22 protein-coding genes are annotated in these 20,819 nt (G+C 68.9%); 11 read left to right on the top strand and 11 right to left on the bottom strand.

All coding sequences use genetic code 11. From position 1 onward, the window contains the following. Positions 1 to 38 precede the first annotated feature (38 nt). Positions 39 to 959 carry a DUF5926 family protein gene (locus tag AB0F86_RS16565; protein WP_067644351.1) on the top strand — a complete coding sequence of 307 codons (921 nt, stop codon included), beginning with the start codon at positions 39 to 41 and terminating at the stop codon, positions 957 to 959. A gap of 259 nt (positions 960 to 1,218) precedes the next feature. Here AB0F86_RS16565 and AB0F86_RS16560 read toward each other — a convergent pair whose 3' ends face one another. The 5 genes from AB0F86_RS16560 to AB0F86_RS16540 form a co-directional block, all read right to left on the bottom strand. Further along, positions 1,219 to 1,767 carry a ferritin gene (locus tag AB0F86_RS16560; protein ID WP_181698155.1) on the bottom strand — a complete coding sequence of 183 codons (549 nt, stop codon included), beginning with the start codon at positions 1,765 to 1,767 and terminating at the stop codon, positions 1,219 to 1,221. A gap of 86 nt (positions 1,768 to 1,853) precedes the next feature. Further along, positions 1,854 to 2,381 carry a ferritin-like domain-containing protein gene (locus AB0F86_RS16555; RefSeq protein ID WP_225281675.1) on the bottom strand — a complete coding sequence of 176 codons (528 nt, stop codon included), beginning with the start codon at positions 2,379 to 2,381 and terminating at the stop codon, positions 1,854 to 1,856. A gap of 9 nt (positions 2,382 to 2,390) precedes the next feature. Next, the gene (locus tag AB0F86_RS16550; RefSeq protein WP_356984704.1) at positions 2,391 to 3,845 is read right to left on the bottom strand and encodes an LCP family protein; all 1,455 of its coding nucleotides are present in this window, start codon (positions 3,843 to 3,845) and stop codon (positions 2,391 to 2,393) included. A gap of 111 nt (positions 3,846 to 3,956) precedes the next feature. Further along, positions 3,957 to 4,733 (bottom strand): CPBP family intramembrane glutamic endopeptidase, encoded by a 777-nt coding sequence (locus AB0F86_RS16545; RefSeq protein ID WP_356984703.1) that lies wholly within the window; start codon positions 4,731 to 4,733, stop codon positions 3,957 to 3,959. 61 nt (positions 4,734 to 4,794) lie between these two features. Then, the gene (locus AB0F86_RS16540) at positions 4,795 to 5,556 is read right to left on the bottom strand and encodes a DUF2470 domain-containing protein (protein WP_181700167.1); all 762 of its coding nucleotides are present in this window, start codon (positions 5,554 to 5,556) and stop codon (positions 4,795 to 4,797) included. Positions 5,557 to 5,664: 108 nt separating this feature from the next. On the opposite strand from AB0F86_RS16540, the gene AB0F86_RS16535 reads away from it, so the two are divergent. Genes AB0F86_RS16535 through AB0F86_RS16525 form a run of 3 tightly spaced genes read left to right on the top strand, consistent with a single transcriptional unit; the run spans position 5,665 to position 7,701 of the window. Beyond that, a complete protein-coding gene (locus tag AB0F86_RS16535) occupies positions 5,665 to 6,081 on the top strand; it encodes a hypothetical protein (RefSeq protein ID WP_356984701.1) in 417 nt (138 codons plus the stop codon). Positions 6,082 to 6,121: 40 nt separating this feature from the next. Continuing rightward, positions 6,122 to 7,036 carry a prephenate dehydratase gene (pheA, locus tag AB0F86_RS16530; RefSeq protein ID WP_181700171.1) on the top strand — a complete coding sequence of 305 codons (915 nt, stop codon included), beginning with the start codon at positions 6,122 to 6,124 and terminating at the stop codon, positions 7,034 to 7,036. Next, positions 7,033 to 7,701, top strand: coding sequence for a histidine phosphatase family protein (locus AB0F86_RS16525; RefSeq protein ID WP_356984698.1), 669 nt, complete (start codon positions 7,033 to 7,035; stop codon positions 7,699 to 7,701). The genes pheA and AB0F86_RS16525 overlap by 4 nt, the downstream gene beginning before the upstream one ends. 111 nt (positions 7,702 to 7,812) lie before the next feature. Here the strand turns inward: AB0F86_RS16525 and AB0F86_RS16520 are convergent, their stop codons facing one another. The 6 genes from AB0F86_RS16520 to AB0F86_RS16495 form a co-directional block, all read right to left on the bottom strand. Beyond that, positions 7,813 to 8,643, bottom strand: coding sequence for an ESX secretion-associated protein EspG (locus tag AB0F86_RS16520; RefSeq protein ID WP_181700175.1), 831 nt, complete (start codon positions 8,641 to 8,643; stop codon positions 7,813 to 7,815). Continuing rightward, positions 8,640 to 9,770 (bottom strand): PPE domain-containing protein, encoded by a 1,131-nt coding sequence (locus AB0F86_RS16515; RefSeq protein WP_356984696.1) that lies wholly within the window; start codon positions 9,768 to 9,770, stop codon positions 8,640 to 8,642. Before AB0F86_RS16515 ends, AB0F86_RS16520 begins: the two co-directional genes overlap by 4 nt. Before the next feature lie 42 nt (positions 9,771 to 9,812). Then, a complete protein-coding gene (locus AB0F86_RS16510; protein ID WP_356984694.1) occupies positions 9,813 to 10,124 on the bottom strand; it encodes a PE family protein in 312 nt (103 codons plus the stop codon). A 110-nt stretch (positions 10,125 to 10,234) separates the two neighbouring features. Further along, the gene (locus tag AB0F86_RS16505; RefSeq protein WP_067495311.1) at positions 10,235 to 10,585 is read right to left on the bottom strand and encodes a metallopeptidase family protein; all 351 of its coding nucleotides are present in this window, start codon (positions 10,583 to 10,585) and stop codon (positions 10,235 to 10,237) included. Continuing rightward, positions 10,582 to 11,646 carry a septum formation family protein gene (locus AB0F86_RS16500; RefSeq protein ID WP_356984692.1) on the bottom strand — a complete coding sequence of 355 codons (1,065 nt, stop codon included), beginning with the start codon at positions 11,644 to 11,646 and terminating at the stop codon, positions 10,582 to 10,584. The genes AB0F86_RS16505 and AB0F86_RS16500 overlap by 4 nt, the downstream gene beginning before the upstream one ends. Before the next feature lie 41 nt (positions 11,647 to 11,687). After that, positions 11,688 to 13,412, bottom strand: coding sequence for an aldehyde dehydrogenase family protein (locus AB0F86_RS16495; RefSeq protein WP_356984691.1), 1,725 nt, complete (start codon positions 13,410 to 13,412; stop codon positions 11,688 to 11,690). 53 nt (positions 13,413 to 13,465) lie between these two features. Between AB0F86_RS16495 and serS the strand changes: the two genes are divergently transcribed. From serS to AB0F86_RS16460, 7 genes are all read left to right on the top strand, one after another. Further along, positions 13,466 to 14,722: a serine--tRNA ligase gene (serS, locus tag AB0F86_RS16490; protein WP_181700185.1), complete on the top strand. Its 1,257-nt coding sequence runs from the start codon at positions 13,466 to 13,468 to the stop codon at positions 14,720 to 14,722. A 78-nt stretch (positions 14,723 to 14,800) separates the two neighbouring features. Further along, the gene (locus tag AB0F86_RS16485; RefSeq protein WP_225281685.1) at positions 14,801 to 16,618 is read left to right on the top strand and encodes a bifunctional diguanylate cyclase/phosphodiesterase; all 1,818 of its coding nucleotides are present in this window, start codon (positions 14,801 to 14,803) and stop codon (positions 16,616 to 16,618) included. Between the two features lie 29 nt (positions 16,619 to 16,647). Beyond that, positions 16,648 to 16,929 (top strand): type II toxin-antitoxin system prevent-host-death family antitoxin, encoded by a 282-nt coding sequence (locus AB0F86_RS16480; protein ID WP_356984689.1) that lies wholly within the window; start codon positions 16,648 to 16,650, stop codon positions 16,927 to 16,929. Next, positions 16,926 to 17,186, top strand: a complete 261-nt coding sequence (locus AB0F86_RS16475; RefSeq protein ID WP_356984688.1) for a Txe/YoeB family addiction module toxin — start codon at positions 16,926 to 16,928, stop codon at positions 17,184 to 17,186. The genes AB0F86_RS16480 and AB0F86_RS16475 overlap by 4 nt, the downstream gene beginning before the upstream one ends. Before the next feature lie 99 nt (positions 17,187 to 17,285). After that, positions 17,286 to 18,554, top strand: coding sequence for an MFS transporter (locus AB0F86_RS16470; protein ID WP_356984686.1), 1,269 nt, complete (start codon positions 17,286 to 17,288; stop codon positions 18,552 to 18,554). A 94-nt stretch (positions 18,555 to 18,648) separates the two neighbouring features. After that, on the top strand, positions 18,649 to 19,599 hold the full coding sequence (locus tag AB0F86_RS16465; protein WP_356984684.1) for a DMT family transporter: 951 nt from the start codon (positions 18,649 to 18,651) through the stop codon (positions 19,597 to 19,599). Positions 19,600 to 19,713: 114 nt separating this feature from the next. After that, entirely contained in the window at positions 19,714 to 20,760 is a 1,047-nt protein-coding gene (locus AB0F86_RS16460; protein ID WP_225281688.1) for a Gfo/Idh/MocA family oxidoreductase, read from the top strand. Positions 20,761 to 20,819 lie beyond the last annotated feature (59 nt).

The raw sequence follows: 20,819 nt of genomic DNA, 5'->3' as shown, positions 1-20,819 counted from the left end.
GGGGCCGCGACGTGATCGGCGGCCATAAACTCCGTGCCGTGGGTAAAAGCAAGCGGAACAGTCCTAAGCCCGACAGTAATCGGGCTCAGCGTCTCGCCGAGCGGCGTGCGGCGCAGGAGCAGGCATCGGCGGTCGTGACGCGACCGTTCGAAGGTCTTGCTGCCGAATGTGATCTGGTGGCGCTGCGGGAGTTCGTGCCGTCGGCGACCGCGACCTTGAAGCTGGCGCCCGGCGTGGCCGCGCAGCGCGAGGTCACCCTGGCGACGGTGCTGCCCGGCGCGGTCGCCGCGCTGGTGCGCGCCGGTGACGAGCCGGTCGGCTTCGTCGGCACGCAGATGCAGTTCCGGGGTGCCGACCCGTCGGCCGATATCGCCGCCGCGATCCTGTGGACGCAGTCGGCCGAACCGGGCGAGTCGCTCACGGCCCCGGAGGCCGTCGAGGGCGGTCCGCGCCTGGCCGACGTCATCGATCCCGGTGCCGACCTGGAGCTCACCGTGCACCAGGACTTCGACTGGTGGGTGCCCGAGGGCGTGACCCCCGATCCGCAGGTCGCCGCGACCATCGAGCAGGCCAAGCAGGCGATCATGCCCTCGGCCCGCCTGGATCTCGGTGCCGACGGTGTCGGCGCGGCGTGGTGGGTCGACGCGGGCGAGAAGGCGCACGTGCGCTGGGTGCGTCCGGAAGACGAGGACGCCCTGATGCTCGCGCTGGCGCGGGTGCACGCGGGTGGCGGCCTGCACATGGGCGAGGGTTCGCGGTTCGCCGGTTCCTTCCGCACCCACGGTGTGCTCGTTCCGGTGTTCGATCTCGATCCGGAGCGGCACCCCACCGAATGGGAGGCGCCGGCACGGGAATTCGGTGCGCGCCTGGCCGAGGCGCTGGCCTCGGACGCCCCGATGACGAGCGAGGAGCGGCGGTCGCGCGACGGTCTGCGTTCGCGTCAGGTCACCCTGCGCTGAACATTTCCGTGCGGATGAAATTAATGAAACATTCCACTTTCACACTGTTCGGTCGGTTAGGTTGACCCCAACGCCGACGCTCGGCGTCAGTGAAAGTCGGAGGACATCATGGAATTTCTCGGCTCTGTTGCCGGTCTCGCACAGATGGTGATCGGCACCATCCTCGCCAACACCGGCTCGGGCGGTTCCGGCTCCGGCTGGTGACACACGAAACGGCTTCGGCTCGCTGCCCGCGAGCCGAAGCCGTTCGCTGTTGGACCTACAGGCTGCCGCCCGCGGCGGACGGCGCCCCGGACGCATCCGACGGAGTGCTCATCTCACGCGCGATGAAGTTCTCCAGATCGAACATGTTCGACCCGGCCCGATCGGCGATATTGAGCAGCGTGTTCATCGCGGCGACTTCCTCGACCTGCTCCTTGAGGAACCACTGCATGAACTGCTCGCCGAGGTAGTCGCCCTCTTCGCGGGCGGTGCTCGCGAGCTGGATGATCTGATCGGTGACAGTCTTCTCCTGCGACAGCGCCAGCGCGATCGGCTCGCGGGGGTTGTCGAAATGCGACTTCGCCGCATCGACACCCGCGATTTCGACACTGATATCGCGGTCGAGGAAATACTGCACGATCATCATCGCGTGATTGCGTTCTTCCACGGACTGCGCGTAGAAGCGCTTGGCCAGCTGTGGCAGATCGGCATTGTCGAACCACACCGCGATGGCGATGTACTGGTGCTCGGCGTTGAACTCATGCCGGATCTGGTCTTGGAGCAGGCTGTGGAATTTGCTGCGCGGGGTTTCCGGATTGCTCGACATGTCGGCAACATTAGCGCTGGTCAGAGGGCTTGTCATCCAAGTGCAGCCTTATTGAGGGCAGTATTCCCTAACCAAGTATTTCCTAACTAGATGTGCCCCTCGCCCGCCATTTTCGGCATCCTTGTGGCTGTTTTCGCAGCTCCGGCGAGTTCGCGGCGGACGAATTCTTCCACATCGAACAAATTCCCGTCGCGGTCGAGCACCTCGAGCAGCGTGGTGAGCGCCGACATCTCGTCGACCTGCTCCTTCAGGAACCACTGGGTGAATTGTTCGCCCAGATAATCGTTCGCCGCGCGGGCGGTGGCCGCGAGCGTACTGATCTGGGTAGTGATGGTCTCCTCGCGGGCGAGCAGGAAGGCGATCGCGTCGCGCGGGGAATCGAAATCGGGGCGCACCTCGTCGAGCCCGCCGACGCGCACGGCGACATCGCGGTCGAGCAGGTACTGCACCATGCGCAGCGCGTGCGCGCGATGTCGCGAGGAATGTGAGTAGGTCTGTCCGGCGAGCTGGGGGAGTCGCTGCGCGTCGAAATAGACGGCGGCGGCCAGGTACTGCTGGGCCGCGGTGAGTCCGTGGCGGATCTGGTCACGCAGGAGTTCGGTGAAGTCGGCCATGAGTCGACGTTACCGGGTGAGCAGGTCCTCCGGGATCTGCTGATCCTTGGCGAGCGCGTCGAAGAAGCCGGGCGCCTTGGCCTTGTCCCAGAGCAGCACATTGCCCACATCGGTATCGGTGAAGCCGCCGATCGGCACGCTGGTCGTCACCGTGTCACCGCGCATCGCCCAGCCGAGCGCACCGAGGTTCCAGATGTGGTCGCCGTCGTCGACCTTCAGCGAGCCTGCCACACCCGTCGCCATCGGCCACAGCGCGAACGGATTAGCGAGCGTGCCCATGCTCGTCGCCTTCTTCAGCAGCGCCGACATGAACATGCGCTGATGATTCATCCGGTCCACATCGGCGTTCGGTGTCGCCCGGGTACGCACGAAGCCAAGTGCCTGCGGGCCGCTGAGCTCCTGACAGCCCGCGGGCAGGTCGAGACCGGCCAGCGGGTCGACGATCGGCTGGTCCAAGCACATTTCGATACCGCCGAGCGCGTCGACGACACTGGCGAAACCACCGAAACCGATCTGCGCGTAATGGTCGATGCGCACGCCGGTAGCCACCTCGACGGTCTGTACGAGCAGCGGCGCGCCGCCGAGCGCGAAGGAGGCGTTGAGCTTGTCCTTGCCGTGGCCGGGGATGCTCACATACGAGTCACGCGGCAGGCTGACCATGGTCGTCGGGCCGGACGACGGGATGTGCACCAGCATGATTGTGTCGGTGCGTTCGGGCCCGGTGTCACCACCGGTGGCCAGTTCGGCTTCCTGGTCCTCGGACAGGTCACCGCGCCCGTCGGAACCGACGAGCAGCCAGTTCGTGCCGGGGGTGTCGCCCACCCGGTCGCTGTAGGAGGCGAGGGCGGGGATGCGGGTCAGCGAGTTGTCCAGGTAGACGACACCGGCGATCATGCCCGCGATCAGCGCGACGACCACCACCGTGAACCAGCGGAACGGGTGACGCTTGCGACGGGGACGCGGTAGACGTGGTGCGCGGCCCCCGCCTACGGGCGGTGGGGTGCGTCTGCGTGGCGGCACCGCATCGTGATGGGGGACCGGTCGTTGCGTCGGGGCGTGCTGCACCGGTTCGCGTCGGCGCGGTTTCTGTTCGCGCGGAGCCGGGGGCGCCTGTGCGGGCTGAGACGCCTGTGAGTACGCGAGCGGTTGGTTGTCGCGGCCGTCGCGGTGCAGGACCTGGGTGGGTTCGATGTGCGAGGCGGGGCGGCGGTCGTGCGGTGTGTGGCGGACGGTCGGACCGTCGGGTGCCGGGTAGCCGGGTCGGCCCGCGCCGGGCGGGGGCGGCACAGGGCGTCGCGCGTCGGGTGCGGGGCGGCCGGGAACGGGCGGGGGGCGCCGTGCGTCGGGCGCGGGTCGGCCCGGGACGGGCGGAGGTCGCCGGGCATCGGGCGGCGGGCCGGGGCGGCCGGTCGGCGGCGGCACCCGGCGCCTGCGTGGATCATCGCGTGGGTTGTCGCCGTTCATCACTGTCGAACTCTACTGATCGTCGGGGGCGCGGGCTGGGTTTGCGTGCGCGGTCACTACTGCATACCCATGGTCGGCCCGGCCGTTAGCGCGCCGCGCGGTGACACGCCGTCACGGTAGCCAACCGACGCGTCCGCGCAGCACGTTGTAGCCGAGATAGGCGACGGCGTCGATGAGGGCGTGCGCGAGGATCAGCGGCCACAGCCGGTTCGTCCGCTGCCAGTATCGGCCGAAGACGAGACCCATCACGATATTGCCCAGCCCACCCCCGAGGCCCTGGTACAGGTGATAACTACCACGCAGAAGCGCCGAGGCGAGCAGTGAACCGTTCTCCGACCAACCGAGTTTGCGCAGCCTGCTGATGAGGTAGGCGACAACGATCACCTCCTCGGCGACCGAATTCGCACAGGCCGACCCGATGAGCACCGGCAGCCGCCACCAGTGTTCGTCGATCGAATTCGGCACGATGGTCACGCTCACTCCGAGCGCATGGGCGAGCAGATACAGGCCCAGGCCCGGTATCCCGATCACCGCCGCGAGCACCACACCCGCGACCGCGTCGGTGCGACCGAACCGCGCCAAGCCGATCAGACGCGGCCCGATTCCGCTGCGCCACAACAGGTAGAGGCCCAGCGCCGCCCACGCCAGCAGGCGCGTGATGCCGACGAGTTGGAACAACAGATCGATGACCGAGTTGTTCGAGCGCGACGCGTTCAGCGCCACCGTCCGCCCGCCGACCCCACCCGGTGACAACGCGGAATCGAGCAGTGAAAGCCCCGCACTGATCCCGCTGAGCCCGAACGTCACCAGCAGTACGACGCCGATCTCGACCCGGATCCCGAACCGCTCGCGTTCGCTCAGCTGGGTCTCGGGAGGTTCCACGCGCATGCCGCGCAGTGTAGGCAGGGAAAGTCGACCCGTTGCCGCCCAGCCTGGGTGTCCGGTCGGTCTATATGCGGCGCAGGCCGTTCAGGAAGGGGCAGCCGGCCAGGAGGCGGACGGCCTTGCTGAGCGACTCGACGTCGTCGGCGGGGGACGAGAAGGGTAGGCGCACATCGTGATCGGCGTCGATGCTCTCCACGCGCAGCGTCATGCCGTAGCGGTCGATCGACAGCGGGTGGACCCGGCCGCCCTGCAGGCGGGCGGGCAGGTGGCGCGCGAGTTGGGCGATGAGGTCGGCGTGGTCCTCGGCCATGTGGGCCAGCCAGGCGCCCTCCATCTCGCAGAACGGGTCGGCGGTGGCCGCCCGCAGGTCGGCGTGGTCGACGGATTCGGCGCCGGAGGTGTCGGCGAGCACCGCCGAGTTCACCACCACCCGAAGCAGAGTCGCGCCGTGGCCCACGTCGAGCAGGCCGGGATGCGGGAAGTCCTTGGCGATTTCGACGGCGAGCGCGCGCTGGGCGTGCGGCGGCACCTGACGCACCCAGCCGCGCAACCACACCAGCGCGCGCACGGGCTCGCGCAGCGGCAAGGGTGCGTGGTCGGTGAGTTCGAGCACCGCGGAGGTCTCGTTGGCGGTGGCGGCGAGGGCGGCGGCGAGCGAGTCGGCGGGAACGGCGATCACCGCGTCACCGCAGCGGCGCAGGTGATGCAGGGTGGTCGGCACGGGGTCGATGCCGGGCAGTGCGAGCACCGCGGTCTCCGCGCGCAGACACGCACTGCGCACGCGCTCGGCAGTGGTGGGCGCGAGAATCGTGGTGGGGCTCGACATGTCAACCTCCGCGACAGTGAATAAGGTAACCCTAAGCTAAGTTACGCGGCGGGTTCGCGCAAGAGGTCCGCCGCCGACACGCCGAAAGCGTGCCTCTACCGTGGTCGAATGGCGCACGACGACACCACCTCTCCCGGCGAACCTGTGCTGGTCAGCCTGTCGGCCCCGCGCCGCAGCCTCGTCGCGGGCTTGATCCGCCCGCTCGGCAGCACACCCGACGGCACGCGCGTCGTCGACGTCGACATCCCCGACCCGGAACTGACCGCCGCCCTGGTCGAGGTGGCCCACGCCGACAGCGGCTTCGTCGCCCGCACCGAGAGCGGCCCCCGCGCGCTCGCCGTCATCGCGGGCACGGTCGCCGCGCTCTGCGGTGAGGACATCCCCACCGCCCTCGCCGCACCCGATCTCCCCTTCCTCACCGCCCTGAAACCCGCCGCTATCGAGGCGATCCGAACCGTGCTGCTCGCCATCGAAACCGGCGATGAGCAGTCGGTTCGCGCGGCGGTGTCGGTCCTCGAATCCTGACGCGAGGCGCGCGGACCGCCGGTCCAGCTAATCTTTCTGTGTGCCGCGTATCGCGTATTTCGGGCCATCCGGAACCTTCACCGAGATGGCGCTGGTGCAGTTCGAGAAATCGGGGGCGTTCGACGAACCCGTCGAGCGCATCGCCGCGCCCAGTCAGGGCGCGGCACTCGACCTGATCCGCTCCGGTGCGGTGACGGGCGCCGTCGTCCCGATCGAGAGCTCGGTCGAAGGCTCCATCCCCGCCACCCTCGACTCGCTGGCTGTCGGTCCGCGCCTGCAGATCGTCGCCGAGACCGAACTCGAGGTCACCTTCACGATCCTCGCCCGGCCCGGCACCGCCCTCGCCGACGTGCGCACCCTCGCGGCCTATCCGGTGGCGGCCGCGCAGGTGCGCGAGTGGGTGGCCAGGAACATGCCCGAGGCGACACCGTTCATCTCGGCCTCCAACGCCGCCGCCGCCGAGGATGTGGTCGCGGGCACCGCCGACGCGGCCGTCTCCACCGCCCTCGCCGGTGAACGGCTCGGCCTCGTCGCCCTCGCGCAAGGCGTGGCCGACCACGAGCAGGCCATCACCCGTTTCGTGCTGGTGCGCCTGCCCGGTGTCGCCCCGCAGGCGACCGGTGCCGACCGCACCTCCGTCGTCCTCGAACTGCCCAACGAACCGGGCTCACTCATGCGCGCCTTCGCCGAATTCGCCACGCGCGGTGTAGATCTCACCCGCATCGAATCGCGGCCCACCCGCACCGGCATGGGCACCTACCGGTTCTACCTCGACTGCGTCGGCCATATCGACGACCCGGCCGTCGCCGAGACCTTGAAGGCGCTGCACCGCACCGCCCGGATCCGTTTCCTCGGCTCGTGGCCCGCCTGTTCGGCGGTCGGCACCCCGCCACCGTCGGACGAACCCGCCGCGGAATGGTTGACGCAATTGCGAAAGGGGGTCGCGGACCTATGACAAACCGCGCGAAGCTGATCCTGGTCCGCCACGGCGAGACCGAGGGCAATGTGGCCCGCATCCTCGACACTCGGGTCCCCGGCCTGCCACTCACCGAACGCGGTGTGGCACAGGCGAAAGCATTCGGCGACACACTGATTCGCCCGCCCCGCGTGCTGGTCGCCTCCGAGGCCCTGCGCGCCCGCCAGACCGCGGGCTACATCGAGGCCGCCACCGGCACCGCCACCCAGGTCCTGCCCGATCTCTACGAAGTGCAGGTCGGCGAACTCCACGGCCGCTCCGACCGGGACTCCCACGAACTGTTCCAGCGGATCTACCGTGGCTGGCACCACGGCGAACTCGACACACGAACCCCCGGTGGCGAATCCGGCCGTGAGGTACTCGACCGCATCCTCCCGGTACTCGCCCAGCTACGCGCGCAGTACCTGGAGGACGACGAGGACGGCGACGTGGTGGTCGTGAACCACGGCGCCGCAATGCGTTTGGTCGGCAAGGAACTGGCAGGCGTCGCGCCGCCGTTCACCACCAACAACCACCTCGACAACACCGAGACGATCGAGCTGCTCCCCACCGAGGACGGCGGCTGGGAATGCCTGCGCTGGGGCCGATTCACCCCACCGTTCACCGTGAAGGCCGACCCCACCCCGGACGACCCGATGGGTTGAACGCTCCGGCTGGCGCCTCCGGTTCACGGCTGAGTTGTGGGGGCGTCGGTGCTTGGAGAGGGCGCGACTGGGGGTTGGTTGCGGGGGCGTACCCGGCTCTGCGCGGTGGGGTCAGGAGCCGGGGATGGTGGCCTTGAATTCCTCTCGGAGCGGGAGGGATTCGATGAGGTCGGCTACCGCTGTGCGGAGGCGGGCGTTGGTTCCGGTGGCGATGGACGACCACTTCACGCCGTCGTCGGCGACGCTGGCGGTGATGATGAAACGTCCTGCGCGCGTGTTGAACACGGCGATGTGGTTGTCCTGCACTTCGCGGGTGCCGTCGCCGTAGGCCACGCCGACGATCTCGGCGTAGGAATGGATTTCGACCAGCGCGGAGGCGAGAGTTTTCGCGTCGGTGGCCGGCTTGCCCACCTCGCTGAGCCGCGCGGCGGTTGCGGCGGCATCGCCGGTGTCGCCGAAGATCGGGGCGAGCTGCTCGGTCGGTGCGTTCATGCCGTACAGCTCGAGTGCCTCGGTGGTGCCGAGGGCTTGCAGCACCGCGCCGGGCAGGTCGAGACCCGCGTCGTCGATGACATAGGAGTCCGGCCCGCGCAGGGCGACGACCGCGCGGTCGTCGCCCTGCGCCAGACAGAACCGGTTCACCTGGCCGGCGACCACCCACCGCAGCGCGATGATCCACTGCGGCCGGTAGAGCACCCGCAAGCGCTCGGCGAGTTCGGGTACCACCACGTCACCGAACAGCAATTCCCGTTCGGTGAGCAGCTTTTCGGCTGCCTCCATGGCCGCGTCGTGCGCCGAGACATGGTCGTAGCGGCCCATGGCGTCGAGCACCACGGGCATCTCGTCGAACTGCAGCTGCTCGAGCAGGAACTGCATCTCGTCGAGCGAGAGCACCACCGCCTCGAGCAGCGATCCGCCGCCGCCCCCGCCGAGCACCGTCACTTGGCCGATCCGGTGAGATCGGCGCCGATCACTCCCTCGGCGACATAGCGGCCATCGGTGAACGCCTCGTCGGAGCGTCCGTAGTCGTTCGCGTCGTGTTCCTCGTCGTCCTCGCCCTTGGCGCGGTTGCCGAGCAGCGGGTTCGCGGCGGGCTGGGAGTTGCGCACGGGCGCGGCCTCCGAGCGGGTGACAACGGTCTCGCCGACCGGCGCGGCCGCGGGAGCGCTCGACGACGGGGCACCCCAGCCTTCGGGCAGCTTCAGCCCGTTGCCACCGAGCGACACCCCACCGAGGCTCGCCGACGCGGTCGACATGCCACCCATGGCGGCGGCTCCGGCTCCGGCGGCCATCGCGGGCGCGACACCGGCGGCGGCGGGGACAGTCGAGGTGGCCGCCGACAGCGCGGTGGCACCGATGTTGCCGACCGTACCGACACCACCGGACACGACGCTGCCCGCCACGTTCGCGGCCTGGGTGGCCGCGCTGACGACGCCGGGGTTGGACACGAAGGCCTGCGCGGCGGCCACGGCGGTCTGCAGCGGATCGCCGCCGCCGAAGTCGCCCTGGGCCGCGGCCGAACCGGCACCGTTGGCGATGGCGGGCGGCATGGCGAACTCACCGGGCGTGGTGACGGTGGCGGTGGTGGCGGCCTCGTAGGTCTCCATCACCAGGGCTGCGCGGATGTCCATCGCGTGCCGGGCGACCTCGGCCACCTCGAACGCGCCCGACACGACGCCGGGCGGGTTGGCCGAAGCCGCGACCGCCGCGTTGGTCGCGGCGATCTCGGGCAGGCTCGGCATGGCGATCGAGGCGACCGTGTAGGCGGTGGCGTTGGCGGCGGCCTTGGCGCTCATGGTCGCGGCCATCACGCTCTGCTGCCCGGTCCAGTGCAGGAACGGCGCGAGCCGGCCGAGCACGGCCAGACCGTTGACACCCTGCATGCCGACGCCGACCTCGGCGATCACCCGGGTGACGGTGAAGGCGGCGTCGCCCCACGCGGCGGCGAGGGTGCCCCACGAGGTGGCGGCGGCCGAGATCGGGACGGCGTGGGCGCCCGCGTTGAGTGTGGTCGAGTTGACTTCGGCCATGCGCGGCAGCCAGAAGACCCCGGTGATCCCTGCGGTCATGCTTGTTACTCCCCTGAATGAATGATCGTCGGGCGGGTTGGGTTACACCTGGACGGCGTTGATCGTCGCCGCGCGGGCGATGTCCTCGCCGACGTGGGTGACCAGCTGCGAGCGCAGGGTCGCGGCCGCGTGATGCAGCTCGAGAATGCCCTGGGCGATGGCGCCGTCGTGCGTGCCCGCAGCCCGGTTGAAGTGACTCGCCGCCAGCAGCGAGACCTCTTCGGCGCCCGAAGGCAGCACGTGCGTGGTCGGCCCGGCAAGGGCGGCCGCTGCCGCGAGCCGCTCGGCCAGCAGATCCAGCTCGGCAGCCGCGGCGAGGATGATTTCCGGTGTGACGAGAACGTGTCCAACCATGACCCGACTCCTTCTAGTGGCGACTAACGGGAACCACGAGAATTCCCCCTACGAGTGATAGGACGCGAGAGCGGGTCGTTCGGTTCCATCGATTTCCCCACCCAACTTCGCTAGCCCCATCCCAGCTCATGTAGCCGGTCGTCGTCAATCCCGAAATAGTGTGCTATTTCGTGGATCACGGTGATCGCGACTTCCTCGACCACCTCGTCGTCACTGCTACAGATGTCGAGAATAGCCTCCCGATAGATGGTTACGGTATCGGGAAGCGAACCCGCGTAGTAACTGTCGCGTTCGGTGAGGGCGACGCCGTGGTAGAGACCGAGCAGCGAGGGCTCCTCGTCATTACGTGCCTCCACCAGCACCACGACGTTGTCGATCGCCCCGGTGAGCTCGGGTGGGATGAGGTCGAGCGCGTCGCCGACCAGTTCCTCGAACCGGTCGGGCGACATCCGTTCGGTCATCGCGGTTGTGGCTGCGGCGGCAGCGGTGCGGCGCCCGGCAGCGGGGCCGGTGTGGAGCGGCCGGTGTTGGGTGGCGGGACCGGAGCCTGTCCGTCGATCAGGATTTCTCCGCGCGCCGAACCGACGATCGGCGCGAAACCCTCACGGTCGGCGCCCTTTCCGAGCCAGCAGTCGAGTTGGCGGCTGCCCGCGAGCCAACTGGTCGGTTCCAGATAATCGAAGAACAGCGTGAGCGTCTTGTTGCGGATCGCGTCGGGGCTGCCGAGGTACTCGGTGGACAACCGATTGCATTCGGCCTCGACGAACTTGTCCTGATCGGCCTCCGAGGGCGGTCCACCGGTGAAGTTCTTCCCCAGGTCGACGTTGCCGACGATCTCGACCGCGTGCGGTTGCGCGCAGTCCACCGGATCGGTCGGCAGGTTCTGGTTGATGCCGAGGCAGGTGCCGACGGCGTGCACCTTCGACTGGTCGCCCTGGGTCGCCGAACCGCTCGAGGCCGGACTGGTCGACGTGGCGGCCACCTGCAGACCGCACCGCAGCGTGCGGTCACCGTGCTGCCAACCCGCCGGGCTCGGCGACATCACGTTCACCATGAACTTGCCGCGCGGATCGAACCGCCCGCCGAGGTAGCGCTGCACCGCGGGCACGCAGTGCTCGTCGCGCAGCTCGGTCATCCGCAACGAGTCCGGGTGCCGGGTGCCGTCGCCGAACTCGCGACCCGGGTAGGCCTTCAAGTCGACGACACCGGCCACCTCGAACAGGTGCTGGTCGGCGCAGTTCACCTTCAGCAGGTCGCTGCGGTCGGGCTTGCCCCAGGTCAGGCAGTCGCCCTCGTTGGCGCTGCTGAACTCCTTGTCCCTGACCACGGGCGCGGCGCCGGGCTGGTGTGCCTCCACCTTGTCGGATTCGAAACCGGTCACCGTCATCGTGACCAGCGCCGCGAGCACCGCGCCGAGCGCGCCGATCAGCAGTCCCCACCGCAGTTTCGTCGCCGACAGATGCAGCGGACCGGCGCCGCGTTCAGCGGTTTTCTCGGCCGGGTCGCTCTGATGATCGGACACGACGGCGATTGTATGGGAGCCGATCGACGCGGCGGGCGGGCTCAGCCGCGCAGAGCCGAGACGAAGATGCCGGGCAGTCTGCGCAGCTTGCCGTCACCGTAGAAGCCGGTGAGCTTGCGACCGGTGGCCGCGGCGGTCTTGTTGGCGACGAACCACGGCGGTTTCGGGGTGGTGGCGAATTCGCCCGCGAACAGCGATCGGGGCGCCGGGCGGAACGGTCCGCGCACCACCGTGCGTTCGACATCGTCGAGCAGGAAGGCGTTGTGGACGACGCCGATGCCGCTCTGGATGTCGTCGATGGTGTGTCCGGGGAAAGCGCCCCAGCTCGCACGTGGCGTCAGGAACGCCAGACCGGTCCACGAGTTGATCGCGACGGTGCCGTAGCGCAGGTTCGCCACAGCCGTGTCGAAGGCGTCGCCGAGTTCGCTGATGGTCGCCGGGTGGGCGAGCAGATTGGCGCCGAGCGTGCCCATCAACTCGTCGTTGGCGAAATCGACCGCTCCGCCGAGGAATTCCGCGCCGGTGCCGGGCAATTCGACCACGCCGAGGACGGGGGAGAAGTACTCGGTGCGCAGCAATGGTGTGCCGGTCATCGGCAGGTTCTCGACCAGTACGCGGCCGTTTGCCCGCCCGGCGTCGGGGTAGCTGGTCAGCGCGCCCTCGACGCGGGTGTCGCTGCCCGGGTAGTAGGCGGTGCGGACGGGGGCGTTGTCGATGGCGGCGCGCAGTTCGGTGAGGAACTGTTCCTTCTGGTCCCAATCGGCGCTGAGCACGACCGTCTGCGCGGCCACACAGTTGTAGCCGCCGTTGTGCAGGCGCATCGTCGCCACGTGCTCGGCCTGGAACTTCAGGTCGGCCTTGCTCCACTTGCCCGGCACGATGATGCACGGCGCGACGCCGCCGAGTTCGCTGGTGATCGGCTTGCTCAACGCGGGCTCGCCGGCCTGCTTGCGGCGCTGCGCGTCCTCACCGACACCCCACACGATCGCATCGTGGGTCGGCGCGCCGCCGGTCATGTGCACGTGGTCGACCTTCGGATGGTTCACCAGGTACCCGCCCTCGGGGGCGCCGCCGGTGAGGATGCGTACCACGCCGAGTTCGATGAACGGGGCGAACACCGCCTGGAACACCGGCAGCAGCGGATCGGTGATCGGGTTGAGCTTGAGCGCGACCACCCGGTTGTTGGCGTAGAGCTCGTAGAGGGTGTCCAGCGGCGCGATGGACATGATGTTGCCCGCGCCGAGTACCGCGCCGACACCGTTGGTCTGCTTCGGATCACGCTGGGCCAGACCGGCTTTGCGCCGCGCGGTGGCCGCGTCGACACCGGGACGCAACCACACCTCGGCGCTGAACCCGTTGAGCAGCAGCCAGTCGTAGAAGCCGTGTGGCAGCGCGGGCACGCTCACCCGGCCGCCGGGCGCGGTACCGAGGTCGACGCCGTCGATCGGGCTCGCGCCACGCTCGAGCGCCGCCATCGACTCGCTCAGCGCCTTGGCGCCTGCCAGCAGCGTCATCGGGCCCGACATCCACTCCTCGCCCAGCAGGGGGCTGTCGGCGTCGAGCTTCTTGATCGTCCTGGCCGCAGCCACCCACGACTCGGCGTCGCGGGCGGTGAGCGCGTGCAGCTCGTCGAGCAGCTCGCGGCGGCGGCGCAGATCGGTCGCGGCCCAGGTTTTCGCCCCCTCGGTGAGATCGTCGAGCGCGGTATCGATGACGGCGGTGTCGAAAGTGGTACTCACCCCGCAACTATGCCCCCGCCCGGGCATGTTGGCATAGGCCGAAATTCTGAGGATCGCGTAAACAACTAGGCTGTTTTCTCATGATCGACCTCCGATTCCTGCGCGAGAACCCGGAAGCCGTCCGTGCCTCGCAGCGGGCCCGCGGTGAGGACCCCGCGCTCGTCGACGCCCTGCTCGAAGCCGACGCGGCCCGCCGCGCCGCCGTCGCCACGGCCGACTCCCTGCGTGCCGAGCACAAGGCCATGGGCAAGGTGATCGGCAAGGCCAGCAAGGAAGAACGTCCCGCGCTGCTGGCCGCCGCTACCGACATGTCGGCCAAGGTCAAAGAGGCCGAGCACGCCCAGAGCGCGGCCGACGCCGATCTCGACGCCGCGCATCGCGCCATCTCCAATGTCGTGCAGGAAGGTGCGCCCGCCGGCGGCGAGGACGACTACGTCGTGCTCGAAACCGTCGGCACCCCACCGCAGTTCGACTTCGAACCGAAGGACCATCTGGAGCTCGGCGAGTCGCTCGGGCTGCTGGACATGGAGCGCGGCGCCAAGGTGTCGGGTTCGCGGTTCTACTTCCTCACCGGGCACGGCGCGCTGCTGCAGCTGGGTCTGTTGCAGCTGGCCGCGCAGCGGGCGGTCGCGAACGGTTTCACCATGATGATCCCGCCGGTGCTCGTCCGGCCGGAGATCATGGCCGGTACCGGTTTCCTCGGTCAGCACTCGGACGAGGTCTATCACCTCGCCGAGGACGACCTGTACCTGGTCGGCACCTCGGAGGTGCCGCTGGCGGGCTTCCACGCCGACGAGATCCTCGATCTGAGCGCGGGCCCGAAGCGGTACGCGGGCTGGTCGTCGTGCTTCCGTCGCGAGGCGGGCAGCTACGGCAAGGACACCAGGGGCATCATCCGGGTGCACCAGTTCGACAAGGTGGAGATGTTCGTCTACACCACTCCCGAGCAGGCCTCGGCCGAGCATCAGCGCTTGCTCGCCTGGGAACGCGAGATGCTCGCGGCGATCGACGTGCCCTACCGGGTGATCGACGTGGCCGCGGGCGACCTCGGCAGCTCGGCCGCGCGCAAGTTCGACTGCGAGGCGTGGGTGCCCACCCAGCAGACCTACCGCGAGCTCACCTCCACCTCCAACTGCACGACCTTCCAGGCGCGCAGGCTCTCGGTCCGCTACCGCGACGAGAACGGCAAAGCCCAGATCGCGGCGACCTTGAACGGCACGCTCGCGACCACCCGCTGGATCGTGGCGATCCTGGAGAACCACCAGCAGGCCGACGGTTCGGTCCGGGTGCCCGAGGCGCTGGTGCCGTTCGTCGGCACCGACGTTTTGACACCGTAGAGCTTTCCACTGTTTGCTGGTCAGGCATTTATGTGATGTGGCAAACATCGGAACCGAACAACATCTAGGCTGGTGCTCGTGCGAGGAATCGGGGCGCGCGGCGATACCCGAACCCGGGTGCGGGCGGCATCGGCGTTGGCGACGGCAAAAGTCATGGCCAGGACAACGGGGGCGTTCTACGTTCTCGGCGGTGTCCTCGGCCTGACCATCACTGCCGTCGCACCGGGCGACGACGGCAACAGACTGCTGGTCGGCACCGCCGCCGCGGTCGCGCTGCTGCTCGGTCTGACGCTGCTGGCCTGGGGCCCGCGCATGCCGCACGCGCTGCACCACCTCTACCTGGCGACCGCGACCGTGCTGGTCACCATCGCGGTGCATTCGTTCCCGAACCTCGTCGGCGGGATCACGCTCGCGTCGTTCTACGTCTTCATCGCCTGCGACGCGGCACTGTTCTTCGCCTGGCCGCAGGCCGCCGCGCACATCGGCTTCGCGATGGTGCTGTGCCTGTGGGTGCTGCCCGACCGTGGGCTGCCGTGGTGGTCGGGCCTGATCCCCGCCGGGGTCACCTTCGGGGCCGGGGTGGTGGTCGGCATCCTCACCCGCATGGCGTCCGACGCCGATATCGACGTACTCACCGGCCTGCTCAACCGGCGCGGCTTCGAAAAGCAGCTCAACCCGGCGATCGACGCGGCCGGACGCGGTGGTCAGGGTCTGTCGCTGGTGCTTGTCGACCTCGACCGCTTCCAGAAGATCAACGACCACCTCGGTCACCGTGCCGGCGACGCCGTTCTGCAGCGCGTGGCCGACACCTGGCTCGACCTGCTGGCCCCCGATCAGGTGCTCGCCCGCTTCGGCGGCGACGTGTTCGCGCTGCTGCTGCCCGGCACCACCGAGCAGGCCGCGATCCTGCTCACCGAACAGCTGCGTGCGGCGGTGACCATGGGTTGTTCGGCCGGTGTCACGTCGTGGCAGCCGGGCGAGTCGGGCTCGCTGCTGATCAGCCGTGCCGATGTGGGGCTGTACCGGGCCAAGCAGGCCGGACGCAACCGCACGGTGCTCGAATCGTCGCGGCAGTTGCCGCTCGCGGTCGAGCTGCGCGAGGCCATCGACAGCGGCGCCCTCGACGTGCACTACCAGCCGATCGTCAGCCTCACCGAAGACGGCGGCCAGGCCGTCGGTGTCGAAGCGTTGCTGCGCTGGTCGTCCAACGCGCAGCCCGAGGTCACCACCGAGGGCCTCATCCGGGTCGCCGAGGAATACGACCTCATCTCCGACCTGGACGAACTGGTGTTGCGCCGCGCCTGCGCCGACGCCGCCCGCCTGCAGGAGAGCTTCGCCTCCCTGAACCTCACGCTGAACGTGAACGTCTCCGGCCTGGAACTGGCCGAAACCGACTACGCCGAACGGGTCGCCACCATCCTCAACGACACCGGTTGGCCCGCCGACCAGCTCGTGCTCGAGGTGACCGAAAGCGAACTGGCCGCCGAATCCCAGACGGCCATCGCCAACCTGCACACCCTGCGCGACCGAGGCGTGCGCATCGCCATCGACGACTTCGGCACCGGCTACTCCTCGCTGAGCCGCCTGGCCACCATCCCCAGCGACATCCTGAAGGTCGACCAGTCCTTCGTCGCCGCCATCCGCTCCGATTCCCCCGCCCCACCCCTGCTCGGCGTCATCGCCGCCCTCAGCAAATCCCTCGACCTACAGGTGATCGCCGAGGGCGTGGAAACCGAATACCAGGCCGCCGTCCTCACCGAACTCGGCTTCGCCCTGGCCCAGGGCTACCACTACAGCGACTCCCACCCGGTCGCCGACCTCATCAACGACCTCAACACCCCCCACTCCGACGACGACGATTCCCTCGCCGCCAACGGCTGGATCCCCCTCGGCTGAGCGGTACAGAATTCCTGTACAGTTGTTTCATGAGGCAGATCAGTTACACCGAAGCCCGCGCGACATTGGCGAGTGTGCTGGACGCTGCCACCGATGACCTCGAAGAGGTCGTTGTCACCCGCGCGGGGCACGACGCGGCAGTCGTCGTTTCGCTACGGGAGTACGAGGCGCTCAAGGAAACCGCGCATCTACTAGGCACTCCCGCGAATGCACGGCACCTGCAACGTGGGCTGGAAGAGTTCGCGGCAGGTGGCTTCGCTCCGCAGGCGCGCCTCGATGTTCCCGATGGTGACTCGGCCGGTGTCGCGTGAAGCTGGAGTTCTTCTCCGAAGCTTGGGCGGACTATGTCTGGACAGTCGCCAATGACCGTGCTGCCGCCCGCAAGATCAACCGCCTGTTCGACGACATCGCGAGCAATGGTCAAGCCGATGGGATCGGCAAGCCGGAGCCACTGCTGCACAGCCTCTCGGGCTGGTGGTCGCGCCGGATCACGCAGGAACATCGGTTGGTCTATCGGGTCGACGACGGTGTGATCCGGGTCCTGTCCTGTCGGCACCACTACGAATAACCGCTTGACGGGCGATGGCCCGCGGCGAACGATGGACGCATGCGGATGCTCATCTACGGCTGTTGACCTTTCTCGCTCTGTAGGCGCCTGGTGGCGGCGGTGAGTCGTGCGCCCGGCGGTGTGCGTGGGCTCGGGGTCCGCGCGGTGCTGTTCAAGGGCTCGCGGGATCTGCTGCCCATCTACGCGCTCTACGGTGTGCTTTTCGCTGATCACGGGCTCGGGACCGCGCAGATCTCGTTGCTGCTCGCGCTGTGGTCGATCACGGCTTTCCTGCTCGAGGTGCCCTCCGGGGCGTGGGCGGACACGGTGTCGCGGCGGGGCCTGCTCGTGTTCAGCGCGGTGCTGCAGGCAACCGGGTTCACGATCTGGATGGTCGCTCCCTCGTTCGCCGGGTTCGCGGTGGGATTCGTCGTGTGGGGGATCGCCGGTGCGCTGGAATCGGGCACGTTCGAGGCGTTGATCTACGACGACCTGGTGGCGCGCGGGGAAACCGCTCAGTACGCGCGCATCATGGGCTGGGCTCGGGCCGCGCAGGAGACGACCGTTCTCGTCGCGATTGTCGCGGCCGCACCGCTTTTCGCGTGGGGTGGGTATGGCCTGGTCGGCTGGGTGAGTGTCGGCGTCGGTGTCGTCCACACCGTCACCGCGCTGGCACTGCCCCGTGCGCCGGTGGCCATTTCGGCGACGGAAGTCGATGCTCTGGACGACGACGCAACGCCACCTCCCGGTGTTGCCGCACCAGCGGGCGTTGTCGAGGCGGATCGACCGGTGCGCAAGCGGTATGTGGCGATGCTCCGGACCGGGATCGCCGAATCGATGCATGTGCGGCGAGTGCGTCGCGGCGTGTTGCTCGGCGCGCTGCTCTACGGCGTCACCGCTTTCGACGAATACTTCGGCCTGCTCGCTGTTTCCGGCGGCGCCTCGCCCGCCACCTCCGCGTTGCTCGTCGGCGTGACCGTCGCGGGTTCGCTGGCCGGTTCGCTGTTGGCGGGGCGCACCGAGTCCGCGCCCGCCCGGCTGGTCGGAGTCGCCCTGTTCGTCGCGGGGATCTCGTTCATCGCCGGTGCGTTGGCTGTCGGCGCCGGACTGCTGTGGATCGGATTCCTCGGGATCGCCGTGGCGTACGGGATCGACTTCAATGCCGAGGTCGTCGCGGGGGCGCGCCTGCAGGATGCGATCGAAGGGCGCGCACGGGCAACGGTCACCTCCGTCGTCGGCTTGCTGTCAGAGGTGGTCGCGCTGGCCGTCTTCGGTGTCGTCGCCGCAGCCACCCAGTGGGTTTCGATGTCTGTGGCGATCGCCGGCTTGGGCGTGGTGTTGCTGGCAGCCGGCCTGGTCGCACCGAGTTGGTTGCCGGGACGGAAGTAGTCGTGGACGACCCGATGGAGTACGGGTCGTCACCCAGGCCGCTGTCGGTTCGCGCATCGGTAGTGTCGAGAGCTACGACGGCGGAAAGGGCGGAGTGGTCGGGCGCAACGGTCTCGGAGCGATCTTCGGGTTCTGCATCGGCGGCGGTGTCGCGGTGCAGGGACGGATCAACGGGGCACTCGGAGCGGAACTCGGCGACGGCGTCGCAGCCGCCACGATCAGTTTCGGAATCGGCCTGCTGGCCCTGCTGATCGCCTTCGCGGTCAGCCCGACCCTGCGATCGGGCCTCGGCTCGGTCCGCACCGCCACAACCGACGGCAGCCTGCGCCCGTGGTATCTCCTGGGCGGTGTGTGCGGTGCGTTCTTCGTCGCGAGTCAGGGCCTCACCATCGCCGCCATCGGCGTCACGGCCTTCACCGTCGCCGTCGTCGTCGGCCAGCTCCTCAGCAGCCTCGTCGTCGACCGGGTAGGTCTCGCACCGAACGGCCGGACACCGATCACCTGGTGGCGGGTGCTGGCCGCCGGCCTCGGCATCATCGGTGTCGTCCTCGCGGCGAGCGGCCGCGACGCCCCCGCCCCCGCCGACACCGGTGTCCCCGACCACCTGCTCATCGCCCTACCTGCCCTCGCAGGCATCGGCCTGGCCTGGCAGCAGGCGGTCAACGGCCGCGTCGGCGCAGTCGGCGGCCCCTTCCCCGCCACCCTCGTCAACTTCACCGTCGGCCTCATCGCCCTCTGCCTCTTCGACACCTACACCCTCCTCACCAAGGGCCTCCCCACCCAATTCCCCACCACCCCTTGGCTCTACCTAGGTGGCCTGATCGGCGTAGCCTTCATCGCCCTCGCCGCGATCACCGTCAGCATGATCGGCGTCCTCCTCCTCGGCCTCACTTCGGTAGCCGGCCAACTGGTCGCAGCCCTCCTCCTCGACGCCGCCGACGGCCGCCTCGCCCCGCTCGCAGTCCTGAGCTGCGCGCTCGTTCTGGTCGCGGTTGTCATGGCGAGCCGCGCCACCACCTCGTCAGCCGACAATCGCCGCAGCTGACCAACCGTTGTCACGACGAGCGCTGTACATTCCTGCGCCAGGCCGTGGAGAAACTACCGAAGCGGTGAACAAGGAGGGGATACTCGGGCGGGGATCGTCGACGGAAGGGTCGGGATGGATCAGCTCGGGGTTGCGGTTGTCGGGTTCGGGTTGGCGGGGGCGGTGTTTCATGCGCCGTTGATTGCGGCGGAGCCGAGGATGCGGGTGGCGGCGGTGGTGACGTCGTCGGCGGAGCGGGCGGCGCAGGCGCGGGCGCAGCATCCGGGGGTGCGGGTGTGGGAGAGCGCGGAGGAGATGTTCGCCGAGGCCGACGATGTGGATCTGGCGGTGATCGCGACACCGAACCGGACGCATGCGGAGCTGGCGGTGAAGGCGTTGGTCGCGGGGTTGCCGGTGGTGGTCGACAAACCGTTCGCGGTGAAGTCGGCCGATGCCGAAGAGGTGGTTTCGGTGGCGGAGCGGGCGGGGCTGCCGCTGAGTGTTTTCCAGAACCGCCGCTGGGACAACGACTTCCTGACCGTCAAAGCGCTGATGGAGGCGGGCGAATTCGGCGAGGTCCGCCGGTTCGAGTCGCGGTTCGAGCGGTGGCGGCCGGTGTCGAAAGGCGGCTGGCGTGAGGTCGGCTCCGCCGAGGACGGGGCGGGGATCCTGTTCGATCTGGGCAGTCACCTGGTGGATCAGGCACTCGCCCTTTTCGGCCCGGTCACCGAGGTGTACGCCGAACTCGACCAGCGCCGCCCGGACGTGCAGGCCGACGACGACGCCTTCGTCGCCCTCACCCACGCCTCCGGCGTCCGCTCGCACCTGTGGATGAGTGCCGTTGCGCCCCAACTGGGTCCACGCATGCGCGTGCTCGGTTCCACCAACGGCTACACGGTCTCGGGCCTCGATCCCCAGGAAGACGACCTGCGTGCCGGCCGCCGCCCGGACGACGGAAAACCTTGGGGCACAGTCACTCCCGACAAATGGGGCACCTTCGGCGCAGGCGAGGACCTGAAGACGATCCCCACCCTCCCCGGTGACTACCCGGCCTTCTACGCCCAGATGGCCGCCGCGCTACTCGCCGAGGCACCGGTCCCGGTGGACCCACGCGACGCCGTGGAAACTCTGCGCATCCTGGAATACGCCCGCCACGTCGCCACCCCGCCCGAAGACGACTGAACCGCGCCGGAAACGAGAAACGGGCGGTGCCGTCAGCGCACCGCCCGTCCCGAATCCGA

It is taken from the genome of Nocardia sp. NPDC023733 (assembly GCF_040639775.1).
GTDB lineage: Bacteria > Actinomycetota > Actinomycetes > Mycobacteriales > Mycobacteriaceae > Nocardia > Nocardia rosealba.
Note: the sequence above shows the minus strand (reverse complement) of the source record. Positions and strands in the feature narration are given on the sequence as shown.